The sequence below is a fragment of the Streptomyces sp. NPDC101237 genome (assembly GCF_044767465.1).
In the GTDB taxonomy this organism is placed as follows: domain Bacteria; phylum Actinomycetota; class Actinomycetes; order Streptomycetales; family Streptomycetaceae; genus Streptomyces; species Streptomyces gramineus.
This window is the reverse complement of sequence record NZ_JBIWNY010000006.1, coordinates 21,335-45,312: the sequence shown is the minus strand read 5'-3', so window position 1 is coordinate 45,312 and position 23,978 is coordinate 21,335. Positions and strand designations below refer to the sequence as shown.

25 protein-coding genes are annotated in these 23,978 nt (G+C 72.7%); 18 read left to right on the top strand and 7 right to left on the bottom strand.

Annotated elements, in window-relative coordinates; genetic code table 11:
* Window positions 1–2: 2 nt before the first annotated feature.
* The 5 genes from ACIRQ9_RS11370 to ACIRQ9_RS11350 all read left to right on the top strand — a co-directional run bounded on the left by ACIRQ9_RS11370 (window position 3) and on the right by ACIRQ9_RS11350 (window position 4,453).
* Entirely contained in the window at window positions 3–1,079 is a 1,077-nt protein-coding gene (locus ACIRQ9_RS11370) for a S1C family serine protease (protein WP_404170047.1), read from the top strand.
* Window positions 1,080–1,120: 41 nt separating this feature from the next.
* Complete coding sequence (locus ACIRQ9_RS11365; RefSeq protein WP_351328394.1) at window positions 1,121–1,345, top strand: hypothetical protein; 225 nt, start codon at window positions 1,121–1,123, stop codon at window positions 1,343–1,345.
* 105 nt (window positions 1,346–1,450) lie between these two features.
* Window positions 1,451–2,185 (top strand): response regulator transcription factor, encoded by a 735-nt coding sequence (locus tag ACIRQ9_RS11360; protein WP_404170043.1) that lies wholly within the window; start codon window positions 1,451–1,453, stop codon window positions 2,183–2,185.
* On the top strand, window positions 2,182–3,627 hold the full coding sequence (locus ACIRQ9_RS11355; protein WP_404170040.1) for a sensor histidine kinase: 1,446 nt from the start codon (window positions 2,182–2,184) through the stop codon (window positions 3,625–3,627). Before ACIRQ9_RS11360 ends, ACIRQ9_RS11355 begins: the two co-directional genes overlap by 4 nt.
* Window positions 3,628–3,721: 94 nt before the next feature.
* Complete coding sequence (locus tag ACIRQ9_RS11350; RefSeq protein WP_404170037.1) at window positions 3,722–4,453, top strand: PH domain-containing protein; 732 nt, start codon at window positions 3,722–3,724, stop codon at window positions 4,451–4,453.
* Between the two features lie 90 nt (window positions 4,454–4,543).
* On the opposite strand, the gene ACIRQ9_RS11345 is transcribed toward ACIRQ9_RS11350, so the two are convergent.
* The gene (locus ACIRQ9_RS11345; protein WP_404170034.1) at window positions 4,544–6,340 is read right to left on the bottom strand and encodes a bifunctional metallophosphatase/5'-nucleotidase; all 1,797 of its coding nucleotides are present in this window, start codon (window positions 6,338–6,340) and stop codon (window positions 4,544–4,546) included.
* A gap of 168 nt (window positions 6,341–6,508) precedes the next feature.
* On the opposite strand from ACIRQ9_RS11345, the gene mshD reads away from it, so the two are divergent.
* On the top strand, window positions 6,509–7,438 hold the full coding sequence (gene mshD / locus ACIRQ9_RS11340) for a mycothiol synthase (RefSeq protein WP_404170031.1): 930 nt from the start codon (window positions 6,509–6,511) through the stop codon (window positions 7,436–7,438).
* A 51-nt stretch (window positions 7,439–7,489) separates the two neighbouring features.
* Here mshD and ACIRQ9_RS11335 read toward each other — a convergent pair whose 3' ends face one another.
* From ACIRQ9_RS11335 to ACIRQ9_RS11320, 4 genes are read right to left on the bottom strand one after another with little or no spacing between them, the layout of a single operon-like run.
* Window positions 7,490–9,025 (bottom strand): ABC transporter permease, encoded by a 1,536-nt coding sequence (locus ACIRQ9_RS11335; protein WP_404170028.1) that lies wholly within the window; start codon window positions 9,023–9,025, stop codon window positions 7,490–7,492.
* Window positions 9,022–9,885, bottom strand: coding sequence for an ABC transporter ATP-binding protein (locus tag ACIRQ9_RS11330; RefSeq protein WP_404170025.1), 864 nt, complete (start codon window positions 9,883–9,885; stop codon window positions 9,022–9,024). Before ACIRQ9_RS11330 ends, ACIRQ9_RS11335 begins: the two co-directional genes overlap by 4 nt.
* A 13-nt stretch (window positions 9,886–9,898) precedes the next feature.
* Entirely contained in the window at window positions 9,899–10,708 is an 810-nt protein-coding gene (locus ACIRQ9_RS11325; protein ID WP_404170022.1) for a zf-HC2 domain-containing protein, read from the bottom strand.
* The gene (locus ACIRQ9_RS11320; RefSeq protein ID WP_404170019.1) at window positions 10,705–11,247 is read right to left on the bottom strand and encodes an RNA polymerase sigma factor; all 543 of its coding nucleotides are present in this window, start codon (window positions 11,245–11,247) and stop codon (window positions 10,705–10,707) included. Before ACIRQ9_RS11320 ends, ACIRQ9_RS11325 begins: the two co-directional genes overlap by 4 nt.
* 111 nt (window positions 11,248–11,358) lie before the next feature.
* On the opposite strand from ACIRQ9_RS11320, the gene ACIRQ9_RS11315 reads away from it, so the two are divergent.
* The 9 genes from ACIRQ9_RS11315 to ACIRQ9_RS11275 all read left to right on the top strand — a co-directional run bounded on the left by ACIRQ9_RS11315 (window position 11,359) and on the right by ACIRQ9_RS11275 (window position 19,737).
* On the top strand, window positions 11,359–11,769 hold the full coding sequence (locus tag ACIRQ9_RS11315) for a GntR family transcriptional regulator (RefSeq protein WP_404170889.1): 411 nt from the start codon (window positions 11,359–11,361) through the stop codon (window positions 11,767–11,769).
* Window positions 11,766–12,644: an ABC transporter ATP-binding protein gene (locus ACIRQ9_RS11310; protein ID WP_404170016.1), complete on the top strand. Its 879-nt coding sequence runs from the start codon at window positions 11,766–11,768 to the stop codon at window positions 12,642–12,644. Before ACIRQ9_RS11315 ends, ACIRQ9_RS11310 begins: the two co-directional genes overlap by 4 nt.
* Complete coding sequence (locus tag ACIRQ9_RS11305) at window positions 12,641–13,549, top strand: ABC transporter permease (protein WP_404170013.1); 909 nt, start codon at window positions 12,641–12,643, stop codon at window positions 13,547–13,549. Before ACIRQ9_RS11310 ends, ACIRQ9_RS11305 begins: the two co-directional genes overlap by 4 nt.
* Window positions 13,549–14,322, top strand: coding sequence for a hypothetical protein (locus ACIRQ9_RS11300; RefSeq protein ID WP_404170010.1), 774 nt, complete (start codon window positions 13,549–13,551; stop codon window positions 14,320–14,322). The genes ACIRQ9_RS11305 and ACIRQ9_RS11300 overlap by 1 nt, the downstream gene beginning before the upstream one ends.
* 196 nt (window positions 14,323–14,518) lie before the next feature.
* Window positions 14,519–16,876 carry an RNA degradosome polyphosphate kinase gene (locus tag ACIRQ9_RS11295; RefSeq protein ID WP_404170007.1) on the top strand — a complete coding sequence of 786 codons (2,358 nt, stop codon included), beginning with the start codon at window positions 14,519–14,521 and terminating at the stop codon, window positions 16,874–16,876.
* Window positions 16,857–17,879 (top strand): CHAD domain-containing protein, encoded by a 1,023-nt coding sequence (locus tag ACIRQ9_RS11290; RefSeq protein ID WP_404170004.1) that lies wholly within the window; start codon window positions 16,857–16,859, stop codon window positions 17,877–17,879. The genes ACIRQ9_RS11295 and ACIRQ9_RS11290 overlap by 20 nt, the downstream gene beginning before the upstream one ends.
* Window positions 17,876–18,292 (top strand): NUDIX hydrolase, encoded by a 417-nt coding sequence (locus tag ACIRQ9_RS11285; RefSeq protein WP_404170001.1) that lies wholly within the window; start codon window positions 17,876–17,878, stop codon window positions 18,290–18,292. The genes ACIRQ9_RS11290 and ACIRQ9_RS11285 overlap by 4 nt, the downstream gene beginning before the upstream one ends.
* 318 nt (window positions 18,293–18,610) lie before the next feature.
* Window positions 18,611–19,465 (top strand): hypothetical protein, encoded by an 855-nt coding sequence (locus ACIRQ9_RS11280; RefSeq protein ID WP_404169998.1) that lies wholly within the window; start codon window positions 18,611–18,613, stop codon window positions 19,463–19,465.
* Window positions 19,466–19,575: 110 nt separating this feature from the next.
* On the top strand, window positions 19,576–19,737 hold the full coding sequence (locus tag ACIRQ9_RS11275) for a hypothetical protein (protein ID WP_404170943.1): 162 nt from the start codon (window positions 19,576–19,578) through the stop codon (window positions 19,735–19,737).
* 107 nt (window positions 19,738–19,844) lie between these two features.
* Here the strand turns inward: ACIRQ9_RS11275 and ACIRQ9_RS11270 are convergent, their stop codons facing one another.
* A complete protein-coding gene (locus ACIRQ9_RS11270) occupies window positions 19,845–20,183 on the bottom strand; it encodes a metal-sensitive transcriptional regulator (RefSeq protein ID WP_365289887.1) in 339 nt (112 codons plus the stop codon).
* Between the two features lie 197 nt (window positions 20,184–20,380).
* On the opposite strand from ACIRQ9_RS11270, the gene ACIRQ9_RS11265 reads away from it, so the two are divergent.
* The 3 genes from ACIRQ9_RS11265 to ACIRQ9_RS11255 all read left to right on the top strand — a co-directional run bounded on the left by ACIRQ9_RS11265 (window position 20,381) and on the right by ACIRQ9_RS11255 (window position 23,062).
* A complete protein-coding gene (locus ACIRQ9_RS11265; RefSeq protein ID WP_404169994.1) occupies window positions 20,381–21,001 on the top strand; it encodes a DUF47 domain-containing protein in 621 nt (206 codons plus the stop codon).
* A gap of 7 nt (window positions 21,002–21,008) precedes the next feature.
* Entirely contained in the window at window positions 21,009–22,007 is a 999-nt protein-coding gene (locus ACIRQ9_RS11260) for an anion permease (RefSeq protein WP_404169991.1), read from the top strand.
* Window positions 22,008–22,153: 146 nt separating this feature from the next.
* Complete coding sequence (locus ACIRQ9_RS11255; RefSeq protein WP_404169988.1) at window positions 22,154–23,062, top strand: hypothetical protein; 909 nt, start codon at window positions 22,154–22,156, stop codon at window positions 23,060–23,062.
* Window positions 23,063–23,177: 115 nt separating this feature from the next.
* On the opposite strand, the gene pstB is transcribed toward ACIRQ9_RS11255, so the two are convergent.
* Window positions 23,178–23,954, bottom strand: a complete 777-nt coding sequence (gene pstB, locus ACIRQ9_RS11250; RefSeq protein WP_404169985.1) for a phosphate ABC transporter ATP-binding protein PstB — start codon at window positions 23,952–23,954, stop codon at window positions 23,178–23,180.
* Window positions 23,955–23,978: the final 24 nt, after the last annotated feature.

Sequence of the window (23,978 nt, the reverse complement as noted above, 5' to 3'; positions counted from 1 at the left end):
TCATGACCGAGAGCCCCCGCCGCAGCGGCGAGTACGAGAACCCCCAGGGTCCCCAGGGTGACGCCTACCAGGGCGCGTACCCCCAGCAGCAGCACGCCTCCGCTCCCGTGAACCCGGAGTGGCCCCCGCCGCCGGCCTACCAGCCGACGCCGCAGGCCACCGTCCCGGAGACGCACCCGGCCCACGCCGAGCGGAAGCGGACCCGGGGCCCGATAGCTCTGCTCGCCGCGGTGGCGATCGTCGCGGCGGCCGTCGGCGGCGGCACGGCCTACGCCTTCCAGGAGCTGGCCGGCAGGAACGACACGGTCTCCTCCTCCTCCACCACCACCAGCGTGGTGCCCTCCAGCAAGAAGGGCGACGTCGCCACCATCGCCGCGGCCGTCAGCCCGAGCGTCGTGGAGATCACCGCCACCCTCGACAACGGCACCTCCACCGGCGCGGGCGTCGTCATCAGCGGCAACGGCGAGATCGTGACCAACAACCACGTGATCTCCGGCGCCCAGTCGATCAAGGCGACGACCAGCACCGGCAAGACCTACACCGCCGAGGTCGTCGGCACCGACAGCACCAAGGACCTCGCCCTCGTCAAGCTCCAGGGCGCCTCCGGCCTCAAGGCCGCCACCCTGGGCAACTCCAACGGCGTCCAGGTCGGTGACACGGTCGTCGCCATCGGCTCCCCCGAGGGCCTCAGCGGCACCGTCACCAGCGGTATCGTCTCCGCGCTCGACCGGGACGTGACCGTCTCCACCGACGAGGGCCAGGACCAGCAGAGCCAGGGCGGCGGCGACGGCCAGTGGCCGTTCTCCTTCGGCGGCCGGCAGTTCAACGGCGACACGGGCTCGTCCACGACGACCTACAAGGCGATCCAGACCGACGCCTCGCTGAACCCCGGCAACTCCGGCGGCGCGCTGATCGACGCCGGCGGCACCATCATCGGCATCAACTCGGCCATGTACTCGGCCAGTTCCGCCTCCTCCTCGTCCTCGTCGGACGCGGGCAGCGTCGGCCTCGGCTTCGCCATCCCGATCAACACGGTCAAGTCCGACCTGGCCAAGCTGCGGGCGGGCTCCACCAGCTGAAGCACGGCACCACCAGCACACCGAGCGCAAGGGAGTACGTCATGATCGAGCAGGTTATGCACTACACCAGCGGTGACGACCCGGCCGGCTTCGACCTCGCCCTCGAGGTGGCGTACGAGCTGAACGCGCCGACCGCCACCCCGGCCCCGGCCCCGCGCGTCCCGGAGATCGTGCCGGCCCCGGAGCTGATGGGCCTGCGCGTCACCGCGGCCCGCACGCACCAGCGCAAGGTGCCGCTGAGCCGCATGACCCTGGTACGCGGTTAGGGGCGTACCACCCCACCGGCGTGCATACCCGACAGCCCGGAAACATGCGAGGCTGAGGAGCACCCGCCCCACCCAGGACCACCACACCCCGAGGAATCGCGAGCGATGAGCCCCGCCGAAGGCGACCGTGACCCCCAGCGCATCCTGATCGTCGACGACGAACCGGCCGTACGCGAAGCGCTCCAGCGCAGCCTCGCCTTCGAGGGGTACGAGACCGAGGTCGCCGTCGACGGGGCGGACGCGCTGGAGAAGGCCACGGCGTACAAGCCGGACCTGATCGTCCTCGACATCCAGATGCCGCGGATGGACGGCATGACCGCGGCCCGCCGCATCCGCGGGGCGGGCGACACGACTCCGATCCTGATGCTGACGGCCCGCGACACCGTCGGCGACCGCGTCACCGGCCTCGACGCCGGCGCGGACGACTACCTGGTCAAGCCCTTCGAACTCGACGAACTCTTCGCCCGTATCCGTGCCCTCCTGCGCCGCAGCTCCTACGCGGGCAGCATGACCGAAGGCGGCCAGGAGGACGAGGCGCTCACCTTCGCCGACCTGCGCATGGACCTCGCGACACGCGAGGTCACCCGGGCCGGCCGGCCGGTGGAACTGACCCGCACGGAGTTCACGCTCCTGGAGATGTTCATGGCCCACCCACGCCAGGTCCTCACCCGCGAGCAGATCCTCAAGGCCGTCTGGGGCTTCGACTTCGAGCCTTCCTCCAACTCCCTCGACGTCTACGTCATGTACCTCCGCCGCAAGACCGAGGCGGGCAACGAGTCCCGGCTCGTCCACACCGTGCGCGGCGTCGGGTACGTCCTGCGCCAGGGCGGCGCCGAGTGACCGGGCTCGCCCGTCGCTTCCGCACCCTCCCGCTCCGCGCCCGCCTGTCGATGCTGGTCGCGGCGGCGGTCGCGTTCGCGGTGGCGGCGGTCTCGGTGACGTGCTGGTTCATCGTGCAGGGGAAGCTGTACGAGCAGCTGGACAACGACCTCGGCAGGGGGCTGCTGCACGGAGTCGCCCAGTCCACGCAGTTCGGCCGCACGCTCGCCGACTGCACGGACGTCGTGCCCAAGACCCCGGGGTTCCGGACGAGCTACGGCCAGCTGGTCACGCAGGACGGCACCGTCTGTCTGCTCGGGGACTCCACGGGCAAGGTGAAGGTCACCTCCGCCGACCTGGACATCATCAAGGGCGGCGACCTCCGCCGGCTCACCTTCCGCAACGGCACCGACGAGGACGGCGACGCGCTGCGCGTGATGACGCTGGCCCTGGCCACTCAGAACGGCATCGGAGAGCAGGGCCCCAACGTCGGCCTGATCATCGCCGTACCACTGCGGAACACCCAGGACACCCTCAAGGACCTCGCCCTCATCCTGCTCCTCGTCTCCGGTATCGGAGTCGTCGGTGCCGGAGCCGCCGGACTGGCCGTCGCCCGCGCCGGGCTGCGGCCCGTCGACAAGCTCACCGAGGCCGTCGAACACGTGGCCAGGACCGAGGACCTGAGCGTCCGCATCCCCGTGGAGGGCGAGTCGGACGACGAGATCGCCCGCCTGTCCCGGTCGTTCAACTCGATGACGACCTCCCTGGCGAGTTCCCGCGAGCTCCAGCAGCAGCTCATCGCCGACGCCGGCCACGAACTCCGCACGCCCCTCACCTCGCTGCGCACGAACATAGAGCTGCTCACCCGCAGCGAGGAGACCGGCCGCCCGATCCCTCCCGCGGACCGCAAGGCACTGCTCGCGTCGGTGAAGGCGCAGATGACGGAGCTGGCGTCGCTGATCGGCGACCTCCAGGAGCTGTCCCGCTCGGAGGGCCAGCGCGGCGAACGCGTCCAGGTGGTCGCCCTCCAGGACACGCTCGACGCGGCCCTGCGCCGCGCCCGCCTGCGCGGCCCGGAGCTGAAGATCACGGCGGACGTGCAGCCGTGGTTCGTGCGCGCCGAACCCTCCGCCCTGGAGCGGGCCTTCGTCAACATCCTCGACAACGCGGTGAAGTTCAGCCCCGAGGGCGGCACGGTGGACGTCGTACTCGACCACGGTGTCCTCACGGTCCGCGACCACGGTCCCGGCATCCCCGAGGACGAACTCCCGCACGTCTTCGACCGCTTCTGGCGCTCCCCGAGCGCACGCGCCCTCCCCGGCTCCGGCCTCGGCCTGTCCATCGTGGCCCGCACCGTCCAGCAGGCCGGCGGCGAGGTGACCCTGGCCCGCGCGAGCGGCGGCGGCACGGTGGCGACCGTCCGTCTGCCGGGCGCGCCCGTCCCGCCGCCGGAGACCGCGTAGCGGCCCTCCGGCCTGCCGGAAAACCCCTTGCACGGGCGGCTTATCCTCTCCCCAGCAGCGCACCCGTCCGGTGCGTCGGGGGAGGGGTTCGGGCGTGGACGAGAGCGGGTTCGAGCGGGAGTACCGCAAGCGGCGCAGGCCGCCCGTGGCGTATCTCCTCGTGCTGGGGGTCGTGTTGCTCAACGCTCTCGCGCAGACCCGCATGGACGAGAGCGGCGGCGGGCCCCGGTGGGCGCCGCCGGTGACGGTCCTGCTGGTCGTCGTGGCCCTGGTCAGGGTCCTGCTGGAGCAGTACCTGGCGTACACCAGGGTCACCGGGGCCGGGATCACCGCCCGTCGGCCGCTGCGGACCCGCACCTGGGCCTGGTCCGAGGTGTACGACATCCGGGTCGAACCGCTCCCGCGCGGCTCCGGTGCCAACGGTCCCCGCTGGTTCACCTACCTGTACGACTTCGAGGGCCGGCGCTTCCTGCTCCCGCACCTCGACGACTGGCAGCTGGCCGACCCCTACGCGGAGGTCTCGGAGGTGTGCCTGGCCGCCGCACCGCAGCGCAGCCTCAGCTGGGGTCGGCGGCCGGACGTGGAGCGGCGCATCCTGCGCGGGGCGGTGCGGCGCAAGGCGCTGCTGTGGGGCTGGTACGGCGCGGTCGCCATGCTGCTGGTGATGTTCGTCGTCAGCGTGGCGCTGGTGTTCGGGGACTGGACGGGCCACCCCTTCCTGCTCATGGTGTGCGTTCCGGTGGCCTCGGGCGCCGCACTCACGGCCGTCCTCCAGTGGCACTGGAACGCCAGACCGCCCCGTTCCCTGGCCGGGCGAACCGACTGAGGCCACGGCGGGACGGAGGAGGGGGCGGAGGATTCCGAGGGAAAGGGCCCGGCGCGCGGAGTGCGCACCGGGCCCGTACGGAGGTCGCGGCTACCGCACGACCGTGATCCGGTCCGCGGCCGGCGGCGCGAGCGGGGCCGAGGCCGAGGAGTTGGCCGTCAGGTAGTCCGCCAGGGCCGTCAGGTCGTCGCTGCCGACGACGTCACCGGTGCCCTGCCCGAGGGTCGTGAAGCCGTCGCCGCCGCCCGCGAGGAAGGAGTTGGTGGCGACGCGGTAGGTGGCCGCCGGGTCGATGGCGGTGCCGTTCAGCTTCACGGATCCGGTGACCACCCGGTCCGCGCCCGTCTTCGTCAGGTCCAGCGTGTAGGTGAGGCCCGAGGACGGCAGCAGGATCTTCGGCGCGGCCGCGTTGGCTCCGCTCACCTGCTCCTTGAGCACCTGGAGGACCTGCGCGCCGGTGAAGTCCTGGAGGTTCACGGTGTTGGCGAACGGCTGGACCGTGAAGCCCTCGGCGTAGGTCACCACGCCGTCGCCCTCGCTCCCCTGGGCCGCGTAGGTCAGCCCGGCCCGCACCCCGCCCGGGTTCATCAGCGCCAGGTCGGTCTCAGGGTCCAGCTTCCTGCCGTACGCCAGCTGCGCGTCGGCGATCAGGTCGCCCATCGGGGACTCGGTGCCGATGCTGTTCACGTCGGCGGAGATGTAGCCGATGGGGCGGTTGCCGATCGGGGCGGCCAGCGTGTTCCACCTGCTGATCAGCGCGGTCATGTCGGGCGCCTTGGCGACGTCCCGGCTGACCACGTGATTGGCCGACTTCACGGCCGTACGCGCGATGTCGCCGGTACGGCGGTCGTAGGTCAGCGTGGTGTCGGTGTAGAGACGGCCGAAGGAGGCGGCGGACGTGACCATGCGGGGCCGGCCGGCCGGGTCGTCGATCGTGCAGACGTACGCCGTGTGGGTGTGGCCGGTGACGAGCGCGTCCACGGCCGGCGTCACGTTCTTCGCGATGTCGACGATCGGGCCGGAGATGCCGCTGCCGGCGCCCGGGGAGTCGCAGTCGTAGTTGTAGTTCGCCGAGGCCGGGAAGCCGCCCTCGTGCACCAGCGCCACGATCGACTGGACGCCCTGGCGCTGGAGCACCTTGGCGTACTTGTCGATCGTCTCGACCTCGTCCTTGAACGCCAGGCCCTTGACGCCGTCGGCGGAGACGATCCCGGGCGTGCCCTCCAGGGTGACGCCGATGAAGCCGATCTTGACGTCCTTCTTCTTCCACACCCAGTACGGCTTCAGGATCGGCCGCTGCGTCTTCTCGTCGAGGACGTTGGCGGCCAGGTAGGGGAAGTCGGCACCCTTGAACTTCTTGTCCGTGTAGCAGCCGTCGGTGGGGTGGCAGCCGCCGTTCTGCAGCCGTGCCAGCTCCCTGGCGCCCTCGTCGAACTCGTGGTTGCCGACCGTCGTCACGTCCAGGTCGAGCTTGTCGAGCGCCTCGATGGTGGGCTCGTCGTGGAAGAGCCCGGAGATCAGCGGGGAGGCGCCGACCATGTCGCCGCCGGCGGCCGTGACGGAGTACGGGTTGCCCCGGCGCGCCTCGCGCAGATGCGTGGCGAGGTACTCCACGCCGCCCGCGTCGACGGTCTTCGTCGTGCCGTCGGCCTGCTGCTCGGTGACCCGGCCCGACGAGCCCGACGGCGGCTCCAGGTTGCCGTGCAGGTCGTTGAAGGAGAGCAGCTGGACGTCCTGGTACCGGCTGGGGCCGTGCTGCCCGTGCCCCCCGCCGGTGTGCGCGTCGGCAGGCAGCGCGCTCGCCAGCGCGGCGGCGGTGGCGAGCCCGGCGGCGGACGCGAGCAGAACGTACGCGCGGCGCCCGGCCGGTCTGGACTTCGCTTGCATGGGACCCCCCTGTGGGTCTGCTGATAAGTGGCTCGGTCCGGCGCACGTTAGGGTCAACGCGCGTAGCACAACAGGGGTTTCATGGTTAAAATCTGGTTTCCTTTTGCCCCGCCCTTTACCTACGCCCTTGCCGCCACTTTGCCGCTCCGGCCCCGTACCCTCGTACGCATGACCAGCGACGACACCGCACGGCCGACCCTGCACTCCCACTCCATCGACACCTACGCCGCGCTCGCCCCGGACCAGGCCGAGGCCGTGCTGGAACTGCTGGACGAGGCGGCCCGGTCCGACGGCCAGCAGCCGGTGTCCGAGCAGGGCCGTATCAGGATCCGCGGCGGCGCCCGCGAAGGCGTCTCCCACCTGCTGCTGACCGTCGGCGACGAACTCGTCGGCTACGCCCAGCTGGAGGACACCGACCCGGTGGAGGCGCCGGCCGCGGAACTCGTCGTCCACCCCGCGCACCGCGGCCACGGCCACGGCCGCGCGCTCGGCTCCACGCTGCTCGCCGTCTCCGGCAAGCGGCTGCGCGTATGGGCCCACGGCGGCCACTCGGCGGCCCGCCACCTCGCCCAGGTGCTCGGTCTCACCCTGTTCCGCGAACTGCGGCAGATGCGCCGCCCGTTGACCGGCCTGGACCTGCCCGACCCGAAGCTCCCCGAGGGCGTGACGGTCCGCGCCTTCGTGCCCGGCCAGGACGACACGGCCTGGCTCGCCCTGAACGCGGCCGCCTTCGCCCACCACCCCGAACAGGGCTCGCTGACCCAGCGCGACCTGGACGACCGCACGTCCCAGCCCTGGTTCGACCCGGCCGGGTTCTTCCTCGCCGAGCGGGACGGCGAACTGCTCGGCTTCCACTGGACCAAGGTCCACGACCAGGAACGCCTGGGCGAGGTCTACGTCCTCGGCGTCTCCCCGGCCGCCCAGGGCGGCGGCCTCGGCAAGTCCCTCACCACCATCGGCCTGCGCCACCTCGCCGGGCGCGGCCTGCCGACCGCGATGCTCTACGTCGACGCGGACAACACGGCCGCGGTGGCGGTCTACGAGCGGCTCGGCTTCACGACCCACGAGACGGACCTGATGTACCGCACGGAGACGTGAGCGGCCCCGGCGCGTGAACCGGGCCCGCCGTCCGTCCGGCTCCGGGCCCGGTCAGCCGTCGCCGCAGTCGTCCTTGCCCCGGGGCACCGGCACGCCCAGCAGCCGGGCCGCCCGGGACACGGGCGTCCGTGCCGAGGTCAGCTCCGCCCAGTGGGCCCTCACCCGGGCCGCGACCGTGTCGTGCGGCGCGCGGAACAGGTCCCGTACGACGTCGGTGGCCTGCGACGAGACGCTCATGCTGCCGCCGTCCGGGGTGAGGACCGCGGCCGGGCCGGTGAGGCTGTCGTCGATGCGGAGCCGGCGGAAGGTGTCCTCCGGCGTGGGGTCGGTGGCCAGGGCCAGCCACATCGTCGTGACCGCGCGGGCGTCGCACATCTCGATCGTGGCCATCTCGTTCCCCGCCACCAGGACCCGGGCGACGCCGACCGCGAACTCGGGCACCCGGTTGCCGCCCCACTGGGTGCCGACCGTGACCGTGTTCCGGACCGAACCGGTCGGCAGGGTGGCGTCCGTGCTCAGGTCGGCGATCTCCTGGATGCGCTGGCGGACCGTCAGGCGGGTGGTGGCCGCCTCGCCGCCGGCCTCCGCCCGCACCCGGCGCACCACCGCCGCCCAGTCGGCCGCCCAGCCCGTCCAGTCCGGGTAGGCGCAGTACCGGGACCCGTCGCGCGTCACGCACGTCTGGTACGCCGCCGGGTGGTCCGCCTCCGCCTTCCGCGCGGCCTGGACGGCGCCGGAGACGGCCGGGCTCTGGCCGGTCACGCCGGCCACCGTCGCGGCCAGGGCCACGGCCGCCGCCACCTGGAGCACGCGGGTCCGGCCGCCCGCCACCAGCAGCGCGGCGCTGCCCGCCAGCACCGTCAGCCCCGCCAGGTACAGCGCGTGCCAGCCCGCCGGGCGGCCCAGCAGCTCGCCCGGGACCGGGGTGCCGCCGCTCTCCTGCACCGTCGGCCACAGCCACTGCACGGCGTGCCCGCCGCCCGAGACGCCGTCGGCCACGGTGAGGACGACCGCGAGGGCGATCACGAACAGCACCGGGGCCGCCGCGTGCGGCAGGACGCGGGCCAGCAGGACACCGACCGCGCCGGAGAGCAGCACCGTCAGCGGGGCGACGGCGAGTTCGGCGAGCGAGCCGTGGCCGGCCGCGCCCGGCCGCAGCGCCGCCCGTCCGAACTGCGCGCCCACCACCAGGGCCACGCCGACGGCGAACGGCACCACCGACAGGGCGTGTGCCAGCGTGCGCCGCGGCAGCGGCATGACCAGCACCGAGAACTGCTCCCGCAGCCCGTGCCGCCGGTCCAGCAGGGCGGCGCGGTGCACGCAGACCAGCAGGGCGACGCAGAGCAGGACCGGACCGCCCTGGGTGGCGCGGTCGGCGTCGTGCAGCACCGGGTAGGCGTCCATGCCCTCGTCCCGGCCGAACAACTGGTAGCCGACATAGGCCAGATAGGCCAGGCCCCACAGCACCACCGGTATCTGGAGGGCGAGCTGGCGGGCTTCGAAGGCCGCGAGGGCCAGCACGGAACCGGTGCGGCGGCCGGTGCCGCCGTCTTCCGGGGCGGCCGGTTTCACCAGGGTCGTCGTCATGCGGCCGCGGCCTCCGGGGTCTCGTCGTCGAGGACCAGCAGATAGCCGTCCTCCAGGGTCGGTTCGAGCAGGTCGGCGCCGGCCGGCGGGTCGCCCACGTTGCGGTAGGAGCCGCTGCCGGTGCGCCAGCCCGCCCGGGCGCCGGGCGCCCGTTCGCCGCTGCTCCACACCCGGCCCGCGGCCCGCGCGGTCAGTTCGGCGGGGGTGCCGTCGAAGCGGACCCGGCCGCCGGCCAGGACGATCACGTGGTGGCAGAGCATCGCCACGTCCTCGGTCTGGTGCGTGGAGAGCAGGACCGTGCGGCCCTCCCCCGCCTGGGCGACCAGCTCGCGGAACCGCATGCGCTGCTCGGGGTCGAGGTGGACGGTCGGCTCGTCCAGGACCAGGAAGGCGGGATCGCCGACCAGGGCCGCGGCCAGGGCGACCCGCCGGCGCATGCCGCCGGAGAGCCGCTTGATGCGCAGGCCGCGGACGTCGGCGAGATCGACCAGGTCCAGGACGCGCCGCACCTCGCGATGGCGTGCGGTGCGGCCGGTCAGTTCCTTGAGGACGGCCACGTAGTCGACGAACTCGAAGGCCGTGAAGTCCGGGGGGAAACCGGGGTTCTGCGGGAGATAGCCGAGCGAGCGGCGCACGGCCGGCCGGCCGGCCGGGGTCGACGGGTCCTGGCCGCCGACGGTGAAGCCGCCGCCGTCCGGCGGCACCGCGGTGGCCAGCACCCTCAACAGGGTCGTCTTCCCGGCGCCGTTCGGGCCCAGCAGGCCCGTCACGCCGTCCGTCAGACGCAGCCCGACGCCGTCCAGGGCCCGGGTGCCGCCGTAGCGCACGGTGAGGCCCGCGGCGGAGACAGTGGTGTGCACGGATGACTCCAGATCAGTAGGGCCGGGCGTCGAAGCGGTCCCGCGCCCGGTGCAGCAGGAAGGTCGCCAGCGCGGCCAGCGCCGCGGCCGCCGACTGGCCCGCCGCCGTGAACGCGAACGGCGTGCCGGCGGGGTGCCGCGCGGCCACCACCATCAGCAGGGTCCAGGCCCCGCCGACCAGGCCGGGGCCGAGCAGCGGGCCGAGCCGCGCGGAGAGCGCGAGACCGGCCGCGGTGAGCGCGAGGGCGGGCAGCAGCCAGCCGAAGGCGAGCAGCCCGTAACCCGGCAGCGCCAGCGCGGCGAGGCAGTTGAAGCCGAGCGAGGCGGTCAGCGCCGCCACCGTACGGATCATCAGCAGCCGGAAGCCGTGCGTCGGGGCGACCGCGGCGATCTCGTACGCCGGATCGAGCGCCGGTCCGTACGACAGCGCCACCGCGGCCAGCGGCAGCAGCGGGGCCAGCGCCAGGAACAGGGCCGGGGCGTCCACGAGGTGCACCACGGTGACCGTCACGGCCAGCACGAACGCGACCGACGCCAGCCAGGAGCGGCGCAGCGCCGGGGTCGCGGTGAGCAGCCGCACGGTGTGCTCGGCGACGCCCAGCCGGGTCAGCAGCCGTTCGCCGCGGCCGGGCCGCGGCGCGTCCAGCTCGGCGTCCAGGCGGTCCCAGCCGGCGTCCAGCGCGACCGGGTCGCAGACCGCCGCGAGCACCGCACGGCACTCGGCGCAGACGCCGACGTGGGTGTCGGCCGACCACAGCAGCGGCGGTGCCAGCTCGCCGCGCGCGTAGGCCCGTAGTTCTTCCTCAGCGACATGCCAGGTCATGCCAGCTCCTCCCGCAACTGCTTGCGCGCCCGCATCGCCCGTGTCTTGACCGTCCCCGGCGGGATGCCGAGCAGGACCGCCGCCTCCCGGGTGGTCAGCCCGTCGATCACCGTCGCCTGGAGCACCGCCCGCAGCTCCGGCGAGAGCCGGACCAGGGCCCCGGCGAGATCCCCGTGCTCCACCCCCGCGAGCACGCGTTCCTCCGCCGAGACCTCGTCCCGGTGGCGCAGCCGCGCCAGCGCCTGCCGCAGCCGGCCCCGGGCGCCGTCACCGCGCAGCGCGTCGACCAGCCGCCGCGACCCGATCCGCCACAGCCATCCGGCGGCGTCGCCCTCCTCGTGGTAGCGGGCCGTTCCCCGCCACACCGCGAGGAACGTCTCCTGCACGACGTCGTCGACGACCGCCGGATCGGCGCACCGGCCGCGCAGCCGCGCGGACAGCCACGGCGCGTACCGCCGGTACAGCTCCTCGAAGGCACGCCGGTCGGAGTCCGCGGCGATGGCCCGCAGCAGCTCCCCGTCGCTTCTCGTTCCGCTCACGTCCCCTCATCGCACGAGCCCGGCCGATCGGTTCACCCGTCCCGGGTTGACTTTCCGGCGGGTCTTCCACCACCCTTTCACTACTCAATTAGTGAAAGGGTGGTTGTACGGGTGGTCGAGTACCGCATCGACCGGCGCTCCGGCGTCGCCACCTACGTCCAGATCGTGCAGCAGACCAAGCAGGCGCTGCGCCTCGGTCACCTGCGGCCGGGAGACAAGCTGCCGACCGCCCGCGAGGTGGTCGAGGCCACCGCCATCAACCCCAACACGGTCCTCAAGGCCTACCGGGAGCTGGAGCGGGAGGGCCTGGTCGAGGCCAGGCGCGGACTGGGCACGTTCGTGAAGCGCTCGCTCGGCACCGCACCGGCCCCCGAGTCCCCGCTCCACGCGGAGCTGGCGGACTGGGCGGCCAGGGCCCGCGCGGCCGGCCTGGACCGCGACGACATGGCCGCGCTCTTCACCGCCGTACTCGAGAAGCACTTCGAGCACCCCGAGAAGCACTTGCAAGGAGAGAGTTCATGACCGACACCGCGATAGCGGCGTCCGCGCTCGGCAAACGGTTCGGCCGGCGCGGGAGCTGGGCGCTGCGCGACTGCGGCTTCCGGCTGCCGGCCGGCCGCGTCTGTGCCGTCGTAGGCCCCAACGGGGCGGGCAAGTCCACCCTCCTCGCCCTCGCCGCCGGACTGCTGGGCCCGACCGAGGGCGAGCTGACCGTCCTCGGGACCAGCCCGGCCGAGGCCCGCGGCCGGGTCGGTTACGTCGCCCAGGACAAGCCGCTGTACCCGCAGCTCACCATCGCCGAGACGCTCCGGATGGGCGCCGGCCTCAACCCGGGACGCTGGAACGCGGCCGCCGCCGAGCACGTCGTGGCCGGCGGCGACCTGGACCCCGACTCCCGCATCCGGGCCCTCTCCGGCGGCCAGCGCACCCGGATCGCCCTCGCCCTCGCGCTCGGCAAGCGCCCCGAACTGCTGCTCCTGGACGAGCCCATGGCCGACCTCGACCCGCTGGCACGGCACGAACTGATGGGCCTGCTCATGGTGGAGGCCGCCCAGCACGGCACCACGATCGCGATGTCCTCGCACGTGGTCGCCGAACTGGAGGACTCCTGCGACCACCTGCTGCTGATCGGCGGCGGCCGGGTCCGGCTGGCCGGCGAGATCGACGACCTGCTGGCCGCGCACGCCCGGGTCAGCGCGGCCGCCGACGCCGACCTCGCCCCGCACACCGTCGTGGACTCCCGGACCACCGGCCGGCAGCTCAGCGCCCTGGTCCGCCCGGCGGGCCCGCTGCCCGCCGACTGGAGCGCCGCCACCCCCTCCCTGGAGGAACTGGTCCTCGCCCACCTGCGCAACCCCGAGGCCCCGGCCCTGACCGCGGTGGAGGCCGCCGTATGACCACCCGCACCGCACCCGCGCCCGAACACGCCGCCCGGCCCCACCTCACCCGCTGGGTGCTGCGCCTGCACCGGCCCGCGCTGTACGTCTGGACGGGCCTGGTCGTGGCCCTCACCGCCCTGCTCCTCCTGCTGCACGGCCCGCTGACCGACGCCGCGGCCGACGCCTGGCGCCACTACGACGCCTGCACGGACTTGCAGCGCTGCCGGTACGACCAGAAGGCGATCCTGCGCTACAAGGACTGGTACAACTACGCCACGCTCGCCGTCGCCGCGGCGCCCTTCCTGACGGCCGCCTGGGCCGGCGGGATGTTCGGCAAGGAGCTGGAGTCCGGCACCGCCCGGCTGGCCTGGACCCAGTCCAGCACCCCGGTGCGCTGGCTGACCGTACGGCTCGCGGTACCGGCCGCGGCCGTCGCCGCCGGAACCGCGCTGCTGGTGTGGCTGCACCGCCTGGCCTGGACCGCGGGCGAGGGCCGGATCGACACCGCCAAGCCCTGGTTCGACGTCTGGACCTTCCACACCAACGGCCCCACCCTCGTCGCCCTGGCCCTGTGCGGCCTGGCGGCGGGCGCGCTCACCGGCCTGCTGACCCGCCGCACCCTGCCCGCCCTGGGCCTCGGCCTGCTCCTCACCGGCGCGCTCTGGGCCGGCGCCCAGTCGCTCCTGCCGCACCTGTGGCCGACGCGGGCCGCCGCGGGCGACGCCTTCCGCGCCCTGCACAGCAGCGACTGGACGGTGCGCTCGGGCGAGCAGGCCGGCATCCCCTACGGCGACTACCACCCCGCCTCGCACACCTGGCCGCTCCAGCTGACCGCCGGCGCCCTGCTGCTCGCCGTGGCGGCCCTGCTGACCCTGGGCTGCTTCCTGGCACTGCGCCGCCTCACCGGAAAGACCACCGCCTGATGACCGCCCTGTCCACCGCACCCGTCTCCGCCCGCCGCTCCCTGCTCCGGCTGCACCGCCCGGCCCTGCTCGTGTGGACCGCCTTCGTCCTGCTCGCGACGGGCTGGCTGCTGTGGCTGCACGTCTCCGAGGTGCCCGCCGAGCGGGCCTGCCGCGCCGCCCGGCACTCCGCCGCCGGCGACCTGCCCGGCTGCGCCTACTCGGCGCTCACGGACGCCAACAACCTCTTCAACGCGCTCGGCGAGGTGCTCGGCTGGTCCGCCGTCGCGGTCGCCGCCTGGGCGGGCGCCGCGCTGATCGGCCGGGAGCTGGAGTCCGGCACCGCGCGGCTGGCCTGGACCCAGTCCGTCTCCCCGGCCCGCTGGCTGGCCGCGAAGCTGACCACGGCCGCCGTCCCGCTGCTCGCCGGGGGCGGGCTGCTGGCCCTGGTCTTCGGCCTGGTGTGGACCTCCGACCAGAACGCCCTGGTCACGCGGTGGACCTGGGACCGTGTCTTCATCCCGCGCGGCCCGCTGCTGCCGGCCCTGCTGCTGCTCGGCCTCGCCGTCGGCGCGCTCGCCGGCATCGCCCTGCGCCGCACCCTGCCCGCGCTCGCCGCGGCCGCCGCCGTGACCCTGCTGATCAGGCTCTGCCTGCGCACCGCGTGGCAGCCGCTGCACGGCCCCCTGCACGGTTTCTGGCCCGTTCACCTCGCGGCCACCGCCATGGTGCTCGTCCTGGCCGCCGCGGCCTTCGTCGGCGCGTTCTCCCTCTTGCGCCGCCAGGCCCGCTGAGGGACCGTCGGACCCGTGCGTCCCCCCGCCGGTGGCAGGGCGCACGGCGTCCGTGGGAAGGTCGTACCCGAACGTCGCTTTCGTGATCCCGCGGAACCCCGCGGCCCGATCTTCGACGTCCGTGAGCCTCCCGCAGCTATCCCGTACGCCATGTCTTCGTAACCATTGGTTCAGGCTGACTTGCGAGGCTCGGCCAATGCAGCCAGCCGCGCCAGAGCCGTCGCCGAGCCCGCAGGGGTTCGCGGGAAACGGGGCCGTCAAGCTCCCGCCCGCACGTTCCGACGCGCCTGTCACGCCCCGGGCGCGGAAGAATGGGTTCATGAGTCAGCAGAACGCCCAGGCAGCCGAGGTCCAGCACGCCCAGCCCTCCGTAGGCTCCATAGCCGCGCACCGCCCGCACACCGTGGCCGCGGCGGTCTCCGATCTCGAACCCGACATCGACGCGGACCTCGACGCGTACGAGGAGGCCCCCCACGACGGGCCCCAGCTGCCCCAGGGCCGCTTCCTGGACCGGGAGCGCAGCTGGCTCGCGTTCAACGAGCGGGTCCTGGAACTCGCCGAGGACCCGAACACGCCCCTGCTGGAGCGGGCCAACTTCCTGGCGATCTTCGCGAGCAACCTGGACGAGTTCTTCATGGTCCGGGTCGCGGGACTGAAGCGCCGCATCGCCACCGGCGTGGCCACCCGGTCCGCCTCCGGGCTGCAGCCCCGCGAGGTGCTGGAGATGATCTGGGCCCGCTCCCGCGAGCTGATGGCCCGGCACGCCGCCTGCTACCACGAGGACATCGCGCCCGCACTCGCGGAGGAGGGCATCCACCTGGTCCGCTGGTCGGAGCTGACCGAGAAGGAGCAGGCGCGGCTCTTCACGCTCTTCCGGCACCAGATCTTCCCGGTCCTGACCCCGCTGGCGGTCGACCCGGCGCACCCCTTCCCGTACATCTCGGGCCTCTCGCTGAACCTGGCCGTGGTCGTCCGCAACCCGGTCAGCGGCCACAAGCACTTCGCCCGGGTCAAGGTGCCGCCGTCGCTGTCCCGCTTCCTGGAGAGCAGCAGCGGCCGGTACGTCCCCATCGAGGACGTCATCGGCGCCCACCTGGAGGAGCTGTTCCCCGGCATGGAGGTCGTGGAGCACCACGCCTTCCGCCTCACCAGGAACGAGGACCTGGAGGTGGAGGAGGACGACGCCGAGAACCTGCTCCAGGCCCTGGAGAAGGAACTCATGCGGCGCCGCTTCGGACCGCCGGTGCGCCTGGAGGTCGAGGAGTCCATCGGCCGCGAGGTCCTGGACCTGCTGGTCCGCGAGCTGAAGGTGTCCGAGGCCGAGGTCTACCCGCTGCCCGGCCCGCTCGACCTGACCGGCCTGTTCCGCATCCACGGCCTGGACCGGCCGGAGCTGAAGTACCGCAAGTTCGTCGCGGGCACCCATCGCGATCTCGCCGAGGTCGAGTCGGCGTCCGCGCCCGACATCTTCGCGGCGCTGCGCGAGCGGGACGTCCTGCTGCACCACCCGTACGACAGCTTCTCCACCTCCGTGCAGGCCTTCATCGAACAGGCCGCCGAGGACCCGGACGTCCTCGCCATCAAGCAGACCCTGTACCGGACCTCCGGCGACTCCCCGATCGTCAACGCGCTCGTGGACGCCGCCGAGGCCGGCAAGCAGGTCCTCGTCCTGGTCGAGATCAAGGCCCGCTTCGACGAGCACGCCAACATCAAGTGGGCCAAGCGCCTCGAAGAGGCCGGCTGCCACGTCGTCTACGGCCTGGTGGGCCTCAAGACGCACTGCAAGCTGTCCCTGGTGGTCCGCCAGGAGGGCGAGACGCTCCGCCGCTACAGCCACGTCGGCACCGGCAACTACCACCCGAAGACGGCACGGCTCTACGAGGACCTCGGCCTGCTGACCGCCGACACCCAGGTCGGCGCCGACCTGTCCGACCTGTTCAACCGGCTCTCCGGCTACTCACGCCGGGAGACCTACCGCCGCCTGCTGGTGGCACCCAAGTCGCTGCGCGACGGACTGATCGCGCGGATCGACAAGGAAGTACAGCACCACCGGGCCGGCCGTCCCGCGTTCATCCGCATCAAGGTCAACTCGATGGTCGACGAGGCGATCATCGACGCCCTGTACCGCGCGTCCATGGCGGGCGTGCCGGTCGACATCTGGGTCCGCGGCATCTGCGCGATCCGGCCGGGCGTCACGGGGCTCTCGGAGAACGTCCGGGTCCGCTCGATCCTCGGCCGCTTCCTTGAGCACTCCCGGCTCTTCGCCTTCGGCAACGGCGGCGAACCCGAGGTGTGGATAGGCAGCGCCGACATGATGCACCGCAACCTCGACCGCCGGATAGAGGCGCTGGTCCGGGTCACCGACCCGGCCCACCGCGCATCGCTCATCCGGCTCCTCGAAACCGGTATGTCCGACTCCACCTCTTCCTGGCACCTGGCCGCGGACGGCGAGTGGACCCGGCACGCGACCGACGCGGACGGACAGCCCCTGCGCAACATCCAGGAGATGCTCATAGACGCCCGGAGGCGCCGGCGTGGCACAGCAACACCTTGAACCGACGGACCCGACGGCCCGGGTCGTGACCGGGGACGCCCTCGCGGGCTACCTGCGCGCCCAGGCCACGGAGTTCCTCCGCGCGCTGCGCCTGCACCGGGAGACCGGGACGGCGAGCACGGCGGAGGAGTCCGTCGACGCGGCCCGCGCGCTGCGCCGTTCCGCCCGGCGCATCAGCGGCAGCCTGCACACCTTCCGCCCGCTCCTCGAAACCGACTGGTCGGAGGAGATCCGTCCCGAACTGGCCTGGCTGTCGGGCACTTTGGGTCTTGAACACGCCTATGAGGCAAGACTGGAGCGGCTGTTGCTGGCGCTCCACCGGCTCTCCGGTTCGACGACCCTGCCCGGCCAGGGCGGTTCGCAGGGCACCGTCGAGCGCGGCAGCCTCACCGTCGGCGCGGCCAAGGCGGGCGCCCTGCTCGACCGCCAGCTCACCCTCGCCCGCACCCGGGCCCACTCCACGGCGCTCCAGGCACTGGGTTCCTCCCGCTTCCACGCGGTCGCCGACAAGGTCGCGGTCCTGGCCAGCGAGGTCCCGCTGACCGCCGCGGCCCCGACGGCCGACCTGCGCCCGCTCGCCTCGGCGGCGGAGGAACGCCTCACCGACGCCGTCGCCGCCCTCCCGCTGGTCACCGCCGGCCACCCGTACAACGCCGAGGCCCTGGTCCACGGCCTGTCCCCGGACCCGGCACCGCACCCGCAGGACGGCCCCTGGCACCAGGTCCGCCTGCTGCTGCGGCTGCACCGCTACGCCCGCGAGGTGCTGTGCGGCCCGGGCGCGCCGGTGGACGTACGGCTGCTCTCCGCGGGCCAGGCCCTGAACCGGCACCGCGACGCCTCCGAAGCGGCGGCGGCCGCGGCGGCCGCCGCCCGGACCCCGCGCATCGCGCCGGCGACCGCCTACGCCCTCGGCGTGCTCCACGCCGACCAGCGCCACGAGGTGGAGGCGGCCCGGTTCGCGTTCCAGCAGGCGTGGCAGAAGCAGCCGGTGGAGGCGGTGTGAACGACACCGCGGTACTGGCGGCCGGCTGCGTCCTGTGGCGCCGGTCACCGGTGGACGGGGACCTGGAGGTCTGCCTCGTCCACCGCCCCAAGTACGACGACTGGTCCCACCCGAAGGGCAAGCTCAAGCGCGGCGAGGACGCGGTGACGGGCGCGCTGCGCGAGGTGGCGGAGGAGACGGGGTACGCGGCCCACCTCGGCGGCGAGCTGTCCACGGCCCTCTACTACGCCAACGGCCGTCCCAAGCAGGTCCGTTACTGGGCGGGAGAGGCGGGAGAGGGGCACTTCACGCCGAACCACGAGGTGGACCGGATCCTGTGGCTGCGTCCTCAGGAGGCCCGGCGGCGGCTCACCCAGCCCAGGGACGCCGAACTGGTGGACGAACTCCTGGCCTCGCTCCACAACGCCCCCTAGGGCAGGGGACGGGCGCCTTCCTCAGCCGCCCTCGGCCACGTGCCCCGCGCCGTCCGTCCGCGCGAGGCTCCGGGCCCGGCGCGCCGGACCGCGCCACCCGCACGTGCACCGCGCGTAACAGAACGGCCCGTGCTCCACCAGGCTCGTGTCGTGCCTCTGTGCCTGCAAACCCCGATCGGAACCGTCCTTCTGCGCCACTCCGACAACGTTACCCACCCTCGGTAAAGGGCCGGTATGCGTGACGGGCCCTTCCACCCCTCGTTAAGCGGAACGACAGGGGGCCCGTGACGGAGTACCCGGCTTGGGGGTAGGCAGGCGATGGATCGGCGGCAGCACAGGCGCGTCGGAAGGACGGCCGTCACCGTGGGGATCGTGGTCGGACTCGGCACGTGCGCGACCGGTTGCGGCGGGGCCGCGGCCGAGGGCGCCGGCGGCGGGCCGGGTGACACCGCGGTCGCCGTCCTCAGGCGTGCGGCGGACACCCTGCGTGCCGCCGCCACCTCCCGGGCGACGACGTCGATGGAGATGGCGGCCGGCGGCACCCGGGTCACCATCCGCGGCGAAGGCCGCTACGACTACCGCCATCAGCTCGGCGAACTCACGGTCGTCCTGCCGCAGGATCCCGCCGGCACCCCCGAGCACCGCCCGATCACCGAACTCCTCGCGCCGGGCGCCCTGTTCATGAAGAACAGGGGGGCCGGGGTGCCCGCCGACAAGTGGGTCCGGGTGGAGACCGCGAGCCTCTCCGACGGCAACCTGGTCACCGGCGGCGCGACCGACCCGTTCGCCGCGGCCGAGCTGCTCCTCGGCACCCGCACCGCGGCCTACCTGGGCAGGACCGAGGTCGCCGGGACCGAGGTCCGGCACTACCGGGGCACCGCCGACCTGGCGGCCGCCGCCCGCGCCGCCTCCCTGGGCAACCGGCCGGCCCTGGCCGCCGCGGCGAAAGGGTTCGCCACGGCCGAGGTGCCCTTCGACGTGTACCTCGACGACCAGGGCCGCGTCCGCAAGCTGCGGGAGCGCTTCAGCTTCGTCAACGACAGCAGCAAGGGCACGGTGGCGGTCGCCTCGACGACCCTGCTGTACGACTTCGGCACCCCGGTGGACGTAAAGTTGCCGCGTTCCCGGGACATCTACGCCGGCAGGATCGCCGAAAACCAGCCAGCGCACTAGTCCGGGACCGGCTCTGTACAACCTGTGAACTAGCCCGTCCGTGCCATGCGCGGTGTGTAGACCGCTCCCTACTCTAGGAAGTCGGTGACGGCAGAGAAGAGGTGACGCACGTGGCTCCGGTCGGCGGTACGGCAGTTCAGGACCACGTGGCCCTCGCCGAGATCGAGCTGTGCGGAGAGCTGATCATCGCCGCGTCCGCCGCCCGGGAGCGGCTCAGCCTGGAGAGCATCGACGAGGTGCTGCGCGTCGCCGAGGAGCGCGAGGACGGCTGACTTCGGCCAGGCCCGCCACCTCGGGCCGACGGGCCGGGCCGGCGCCCGGTCGGCGGTTTCAGGTCAGGCGGCCGCGGCTCCGGGGCGGCGGCTCCGGATCCGGGTTCTCAGGTCCGCAGCAGGCGGGCGATGGCCTGGGTGGCCTCCTCCACCTTCGCGTCGATCTCCGCACCACCCTTGACGGCCGCGTCGGCGACGCAGTGCCGCAGGTGTTCCTCCAGCAACTGCAGCGCGAACGACTGCAGGGCCTTGGTGGAGGCGGAGACCTGGGTGAGTATGTCGATGCAGTAGGTGTCCTCGTCGACCATGCGCTGCAGGCCACGGATCTGGCCCTCGATCCGGCGCAGCCGCTTGAGGTGCTCGTCCTTCTGCTTGTGGTAGCCGTGCGTGGCCGCCGGAGCCCCGTTGCCGGAGGGCTTCGTGGCGCCGGCCTCGGTGGTCGTCATCGCGTCCTCCGCTGTGCCGATTCCTATACCCCTAGCGGGTATATGGTAACGAACTTTGCTGGGTATAGGGCCCTCGGGACGCCCCCGTGCTGATCACCTCGCCCGATGGGTGACACTGGAGGACGGCCCATTAGCCGTGGCCGGATGATGCGCCTAGCATCACCCTGACCGAAACCCATGCATACCGAGGACCCCACGTGCGCTTTCGTCTGACCCCCAGGGAGACGAGCTTCTACGACATGTTCGCCGCGTCCGCGGACAACATCGTCACGGGCTCGAAGCTCCTGATGGAACTGCTCGGGGCGGACACGTCTGCCCGGGCCGAGATCGCGGAGCGCATGCGGGCAGCGGAACACGCGGGTGACGACGCCACGCACGCGATCTTCCACCAGCTGAACTCCTCGTTCATCACGCCCTTCGACCGCGAGGACATCTACACCCTCGCGTCCTGCCTCGACGACATCATGGACTTCATGGAGGAGGCCGTCGACCTGGTCGTCCTCTACAACGTCGAGGAGCTGCCCAAGGGCGTCGAGCAGCAGATCGAGGTGCTGGCGCGGGCCGCCGACCTCACCGCCGAGGCGATGCCCAACCTGCGCACGATGGAGAACCTCACCGAGTACTGGATCGAGGTCAACCGTCTGGAGAACCAGGCCGACCAGATCCACCGCAAGCTGCTCGCCCACCTCTTCAACGGCAAGTACGACGCGATCGAGGTGCTGAAGCTGAAGCAGATCGTGGACGTCCTGGAAGAGGCGGCGGACGCGTTCGAGCACGTGGCGAACACGGTGGAGACCATCGCGGTCAAGGAGTCCTGAGGCGTCGATGGACACCTTCGCGCTCGTCGTGACCATCCTGGTCGCGCTCTTCTTCACGTACACGAACGGCTTCCACGACTCCGCGAACGCGATCGCGACCTCGGTCTCCACCCGGGCACTGACACCGCGTGCGGCGCTCGCCATGGCCGCGGTGATGAACCTCGCGGGCGCCTTCCTGGGCTCCGGGGTCGCCAAGACGGTCAGCGAGGGCCTGATCGAGACCCCCAAGGGCTCCAGCGGCCTGGGCATCCTGTTCGCGGCGCTGGTCGGCGCGATCGTCTGGAACCTCGTCACCTGGTACTTCGGCCTGCCCTCGTCCTCCTCGCACGCGCTCTTCGGCGGCCTGGTGGGCGCGGCCCTGGCCGGCGGCACGGACGTCCTGTGGAACGGCGTCGTGGACAAGGTCATCATCCCGATGTTCCTGTCGCCCGTGGTCGGCCTGTTCCTCGGCTACCTGGTCATGACCGCCATCATGTGGCTGTTCCGCCGCTCCAACCCGCACAAGGCGAAGCGGGGCTTCCGGATCGCCCAGACCGTCTCCGCGGCCGGCATGGCCCTCGGCCACGGCCTCCAGGACGCCCAGAAGACGATGGGCGTCGTCGTCATGGCACTGGTGATTTCCGGCCACGAGACGTACGGCGACCCGATCCCGGTCTGGGTCAAGATCGTCTGCGCCATGATGCTCTCCCTGGGCACCTACGCCGGCGGCTGGCGCATCATGCGCACCCTCGGCCGCAAGATCATCGAACTCGACCCCCCGCAGGGCTTCGCGGCCGAGGCGACGGGCGCGTCGATCATGTTCACCACGGCGTTCCTCTTCAAGGCGCCGATCTCCACGACCCACGTCATCACCTCGGCCATCATGGGCGTCGGCGCGACGAAGCGCGTGAACGCGGTCCGCTGGGGCGTGGCCAAGAACATCGTCCTGGGCTGGTTCATCACGATGCCCGCCGCCGCCCTGGTGGCGGCCGCGGCCTTCGGCCTGGTGGACCTCGCGTTCCTGTAGCGACCGCGCCCGGCACGCCGTCCGCGCCCGCCGCCGTCCGCCTTCCGATGTGATCATGCCGGTGGGAGGCCGCGCGTCCGGCGCGGCCGCGGAGACGGGGACCGGTGAGGCGTCCGGTGGGTCAGCGGACAGGGACGATGCATGTCATGGCCGGCAACGGCCTCGGGGACTTCGCGGCCGTGGCGATGGCGCGGCGGACCGGCGCGCCGCAGCGGGTGCCGACCGTCGTGCTCGTCGGTGACGAGGGCCGGGCCGTACCCGGACCGGCCGGCGGCCCGGAGGGCGTCGTACGGCTGACTCCCGAGCTGCTGGCCGGGCTCTCGCGGGACCTGGACTGGGTCCGGGCGGCGTACGCGACGCCCGTGCGGCTGGTGCTGGTGGACCGGGAGCTGCCGACCGCCGCCGTCCTCGACACGCTCGCCGCGCTGCGCCGCGAGCTGGACGGCCCGGCCGTCGAGGTGGTGTCCGTCGGCGGGCCGTTCCCGTGCCCCTGCGGCGCGGAGCGGCTGCTGCCGCCCGGACCGGCGGGCGACGCCGTGCAGGCCCTCCTCGACCCGCTGGAGCACGCCACCGTCTGCCTGGTGGGCCCCGGGGCCACGGCCGGCCACTGGGCGTTCGTGTCCGCCCTGACCTCGGCCGAGGGGACGACGGTCCCGGCGGGGACCGCGCGGGAGTACGCCACGTGCGCCGTGCACGACTGCTCGGACGCGCTGGCGCTGGTCTGCGCGGGCGCGCTGGGCTTCGAGGGCGCTGTGGCGACGTTTCCCGGCGGCCGGATCACGCGGGTGGACCGGAGCACGGCCTCGGTGGTCCGGTTCGCGGCCGCGGACGAACCGCTCGCCCTGGTGCCGCACCCGTGCGGCGCGGCACCTGAGCCGGGACCGCCCGCCCCGGACGTAGCCGCCGGACGGCCGGACGCGGTGACCTGGCGGCGGCTCGCGCAGGACATGGGAGTGACCGGACCCCGGATGGTCGAACGGGCCGTGGCCCGGCTGCGGGAGTCGGGCACGGAACCGGCCGCGTTCCCCGTCCACAGGCTGTGGACGGGCGACTGACGATCCCGGAGCCGCCCGCGGACGCGGACGGGCCCGCCCCCGGGAGCCAGGGGCGGGCCCTTTTGCCTCCTCGCGGTGGCACCGCCATGCAGCACCGCGAGGGGTCAGGTCCGGCTCAGCCGAAGCGGCCGGAGATGTAGTCCTCGGTCGCCTGGACCGACGGGTTGGAGAAGATGCGCTCCGTGTCGTCGATCTCGATCAGCCGGCCGGGCTGGCCGACGGCGGCCAGGTTGAAGAAGGCGGTGCGGTCGGAGACACGCGCGGCCTGCTGCATGTTGTGCGTCACGATGACGATCGTGAAGCGCTCCTTGAGCTCACCGATCAGGTCCTCGATGGCGAGGGTCGAGATCGGGTCGAGGGCCGAGCAGGGCTCGTCCATGAGCAGCACCTTGGGCTCGACCGCGATCGCGCGGGCGATGCACAGACGCTGCTGCTGACCGCCGGAGAGGCCGGAGCCCGGCTTGTTGAGGCGGTCCTTGACCTCGTTCCAGAGGTTCGCGCCCTTGAGCGACTTCTCGACGATGTCGTTGAGCTGGCTCTTCTTGTAGTTGCCGTTCAGCCTCAGACCCGCGGCCACGTTGTCGAAGATCGACATGGTGGGGAACGGGTTCGGACGCTGGAAGACCATGCCGATCTCGCGGCGGACCGACACGGGGTCGATGCCGGGACCGTAGAGGTTCTCGTCGTCGAGGAGGACCTTGCCCTCGACGCGGCCGCCGGGCGTCACCTCGTGCATGCGGTTGAGCGTGCGCAGGAACGTCGACTTGCCGCAGCCGGAGGGGCCGATGAACGCCGTGACGGTGCGCGGCTCGATGTTCATCGAGATGTCGTCGATGGCCTTGTGGGAGCCGTAGTAGGCGGTGAGTCCGCTTACGTCGATTCGCTTGGACATTACTTCTTCACTTCCAGGGAGTCG

What these genes read in the sequence shown, in the direction of transcription:
- ACIRQ9_RS11370 (WP_404170047.1), top strand. Translation starts at nt 3, where the DNA reads ATGACCGAGAGCCCCCGCCGCAGCGGCGAGTACGAGAACCCCCAGGGT.
- ACIRQ9_RS11365 (WP_351328394.1), top strand. Translation starts at nt 1,121, where the DNA reads ATGATCGAGCAGGTTATGCACTACACCAGCGGTGACGACCCGGCCGGC.
- ACIRQ9_RS11360 (WP_404170043.1), top strand. Translation starts at nt 1,451, where the DNA reads ATGAGCCCCGCCGAAGGCGACCGTGACCCCCAGCGCATCCTGATCGTC.
- ACIRQ9_RS11345 (WP_404170034.1), bottom strand. Translation starts at nt 6,340, where the DNA reads ATGCAAGCGAAGTCCAGACCGGCCGGGCGCCGCGCGTACGTTCTGCTC.
- mshD (WP_404170031.1), top strand. Translation starts at nt 6,509, where the DNA reads ATGACCAGCGACGACACCGCACGGCCGACCCTGCACTCCCACTCCATC.
- ACIRQ9_RS11335 (WP_404170028.1), bottom strand. Translation starts at nt 9,025, where the DNA reads ATGACGACGACCCTGGTGAAACCGGCCGCCCCGGAAGACGGCGGCACC.
- ACIRQ9_RS11325 (WP_404170022.1), bottom strand. Translation starts at nt 10,708, where the DNA reads ATGACCTGGCATGTCGCTGAGGAAGAACTACGGGCCTACGCGCGCGGC.
- ACIRQ9_RS11310 (WP_404170016.1), top strand. Translation starts at nt 11,766, where the DNA reads ATGACCGACACCGCGATAGCGGCGTCCGCGCTCGGCAAACGGTTCGGC.
- ACIRQ9_RS11305 (WP_404170013.1), top strand. Translation starts at nt 12,641, where the DNA reads ATGACCACCCGCACCGCACCCGCGCCCGAACACGCCGCCCGGCCCCAC.
- ACIRQ9_RS11300 (WP_404170010.1), top strand. Translation starts at nt 13,549, where the DNA reads ATGACCGCCCTGTCCACCGCACCCGTCTCCGCCCGCCGCTCCCTGCTC.
- ACIRQ9_RS11295 (WP_404170007.1), top strand. Translation starts at nt 14,519, where the DNA reads ATGCAGCCAGCCGCGCCAGAGCCGTCGCCGAGCCCGCAGGGGTTCGCG.
- ACIRQ9_RS11280 (WP_404169998.1), top strand. Translation starts at nt 18,611, where the DNA reads ATGGATCGGCGGCAGCACAGGCGCGTCGGAAGGACGGCCGTCACCGTG.
- ACIRQ9_RS11270 (WP_365289887.1), bottom strand. Translation starts at nt 20,183, where the DNA reads ATGACGACCACCGAGGCCGGCGCCACGAAGCCCTCCGGCAACGGGGCT.
- ACIRQ9_RS11260 (WP_404169991.1), top strand. Translation starts at nt 21,009, where the DNA reads ATGGACACCTTCGCGCTCGTCGTGACCATCCTGGTCGCGCTCTTCTTC.
- ACIRQ9_RS11255 (WP_404169988.1), top strand. Translation starts at nt 22,154, where the DNA reads ATGGCCGGCAACGGCCTCGGGGACTTCGCGGCCGTGGCGATGGCGCGG.
- pstB (WP_404169985.1), bottom strand. Translation starts at nt 23,954, where the DNA reads ATGTCCAAGCGAATCGACGTAAGCGGACTCACCGCCTACTACGGCTCC.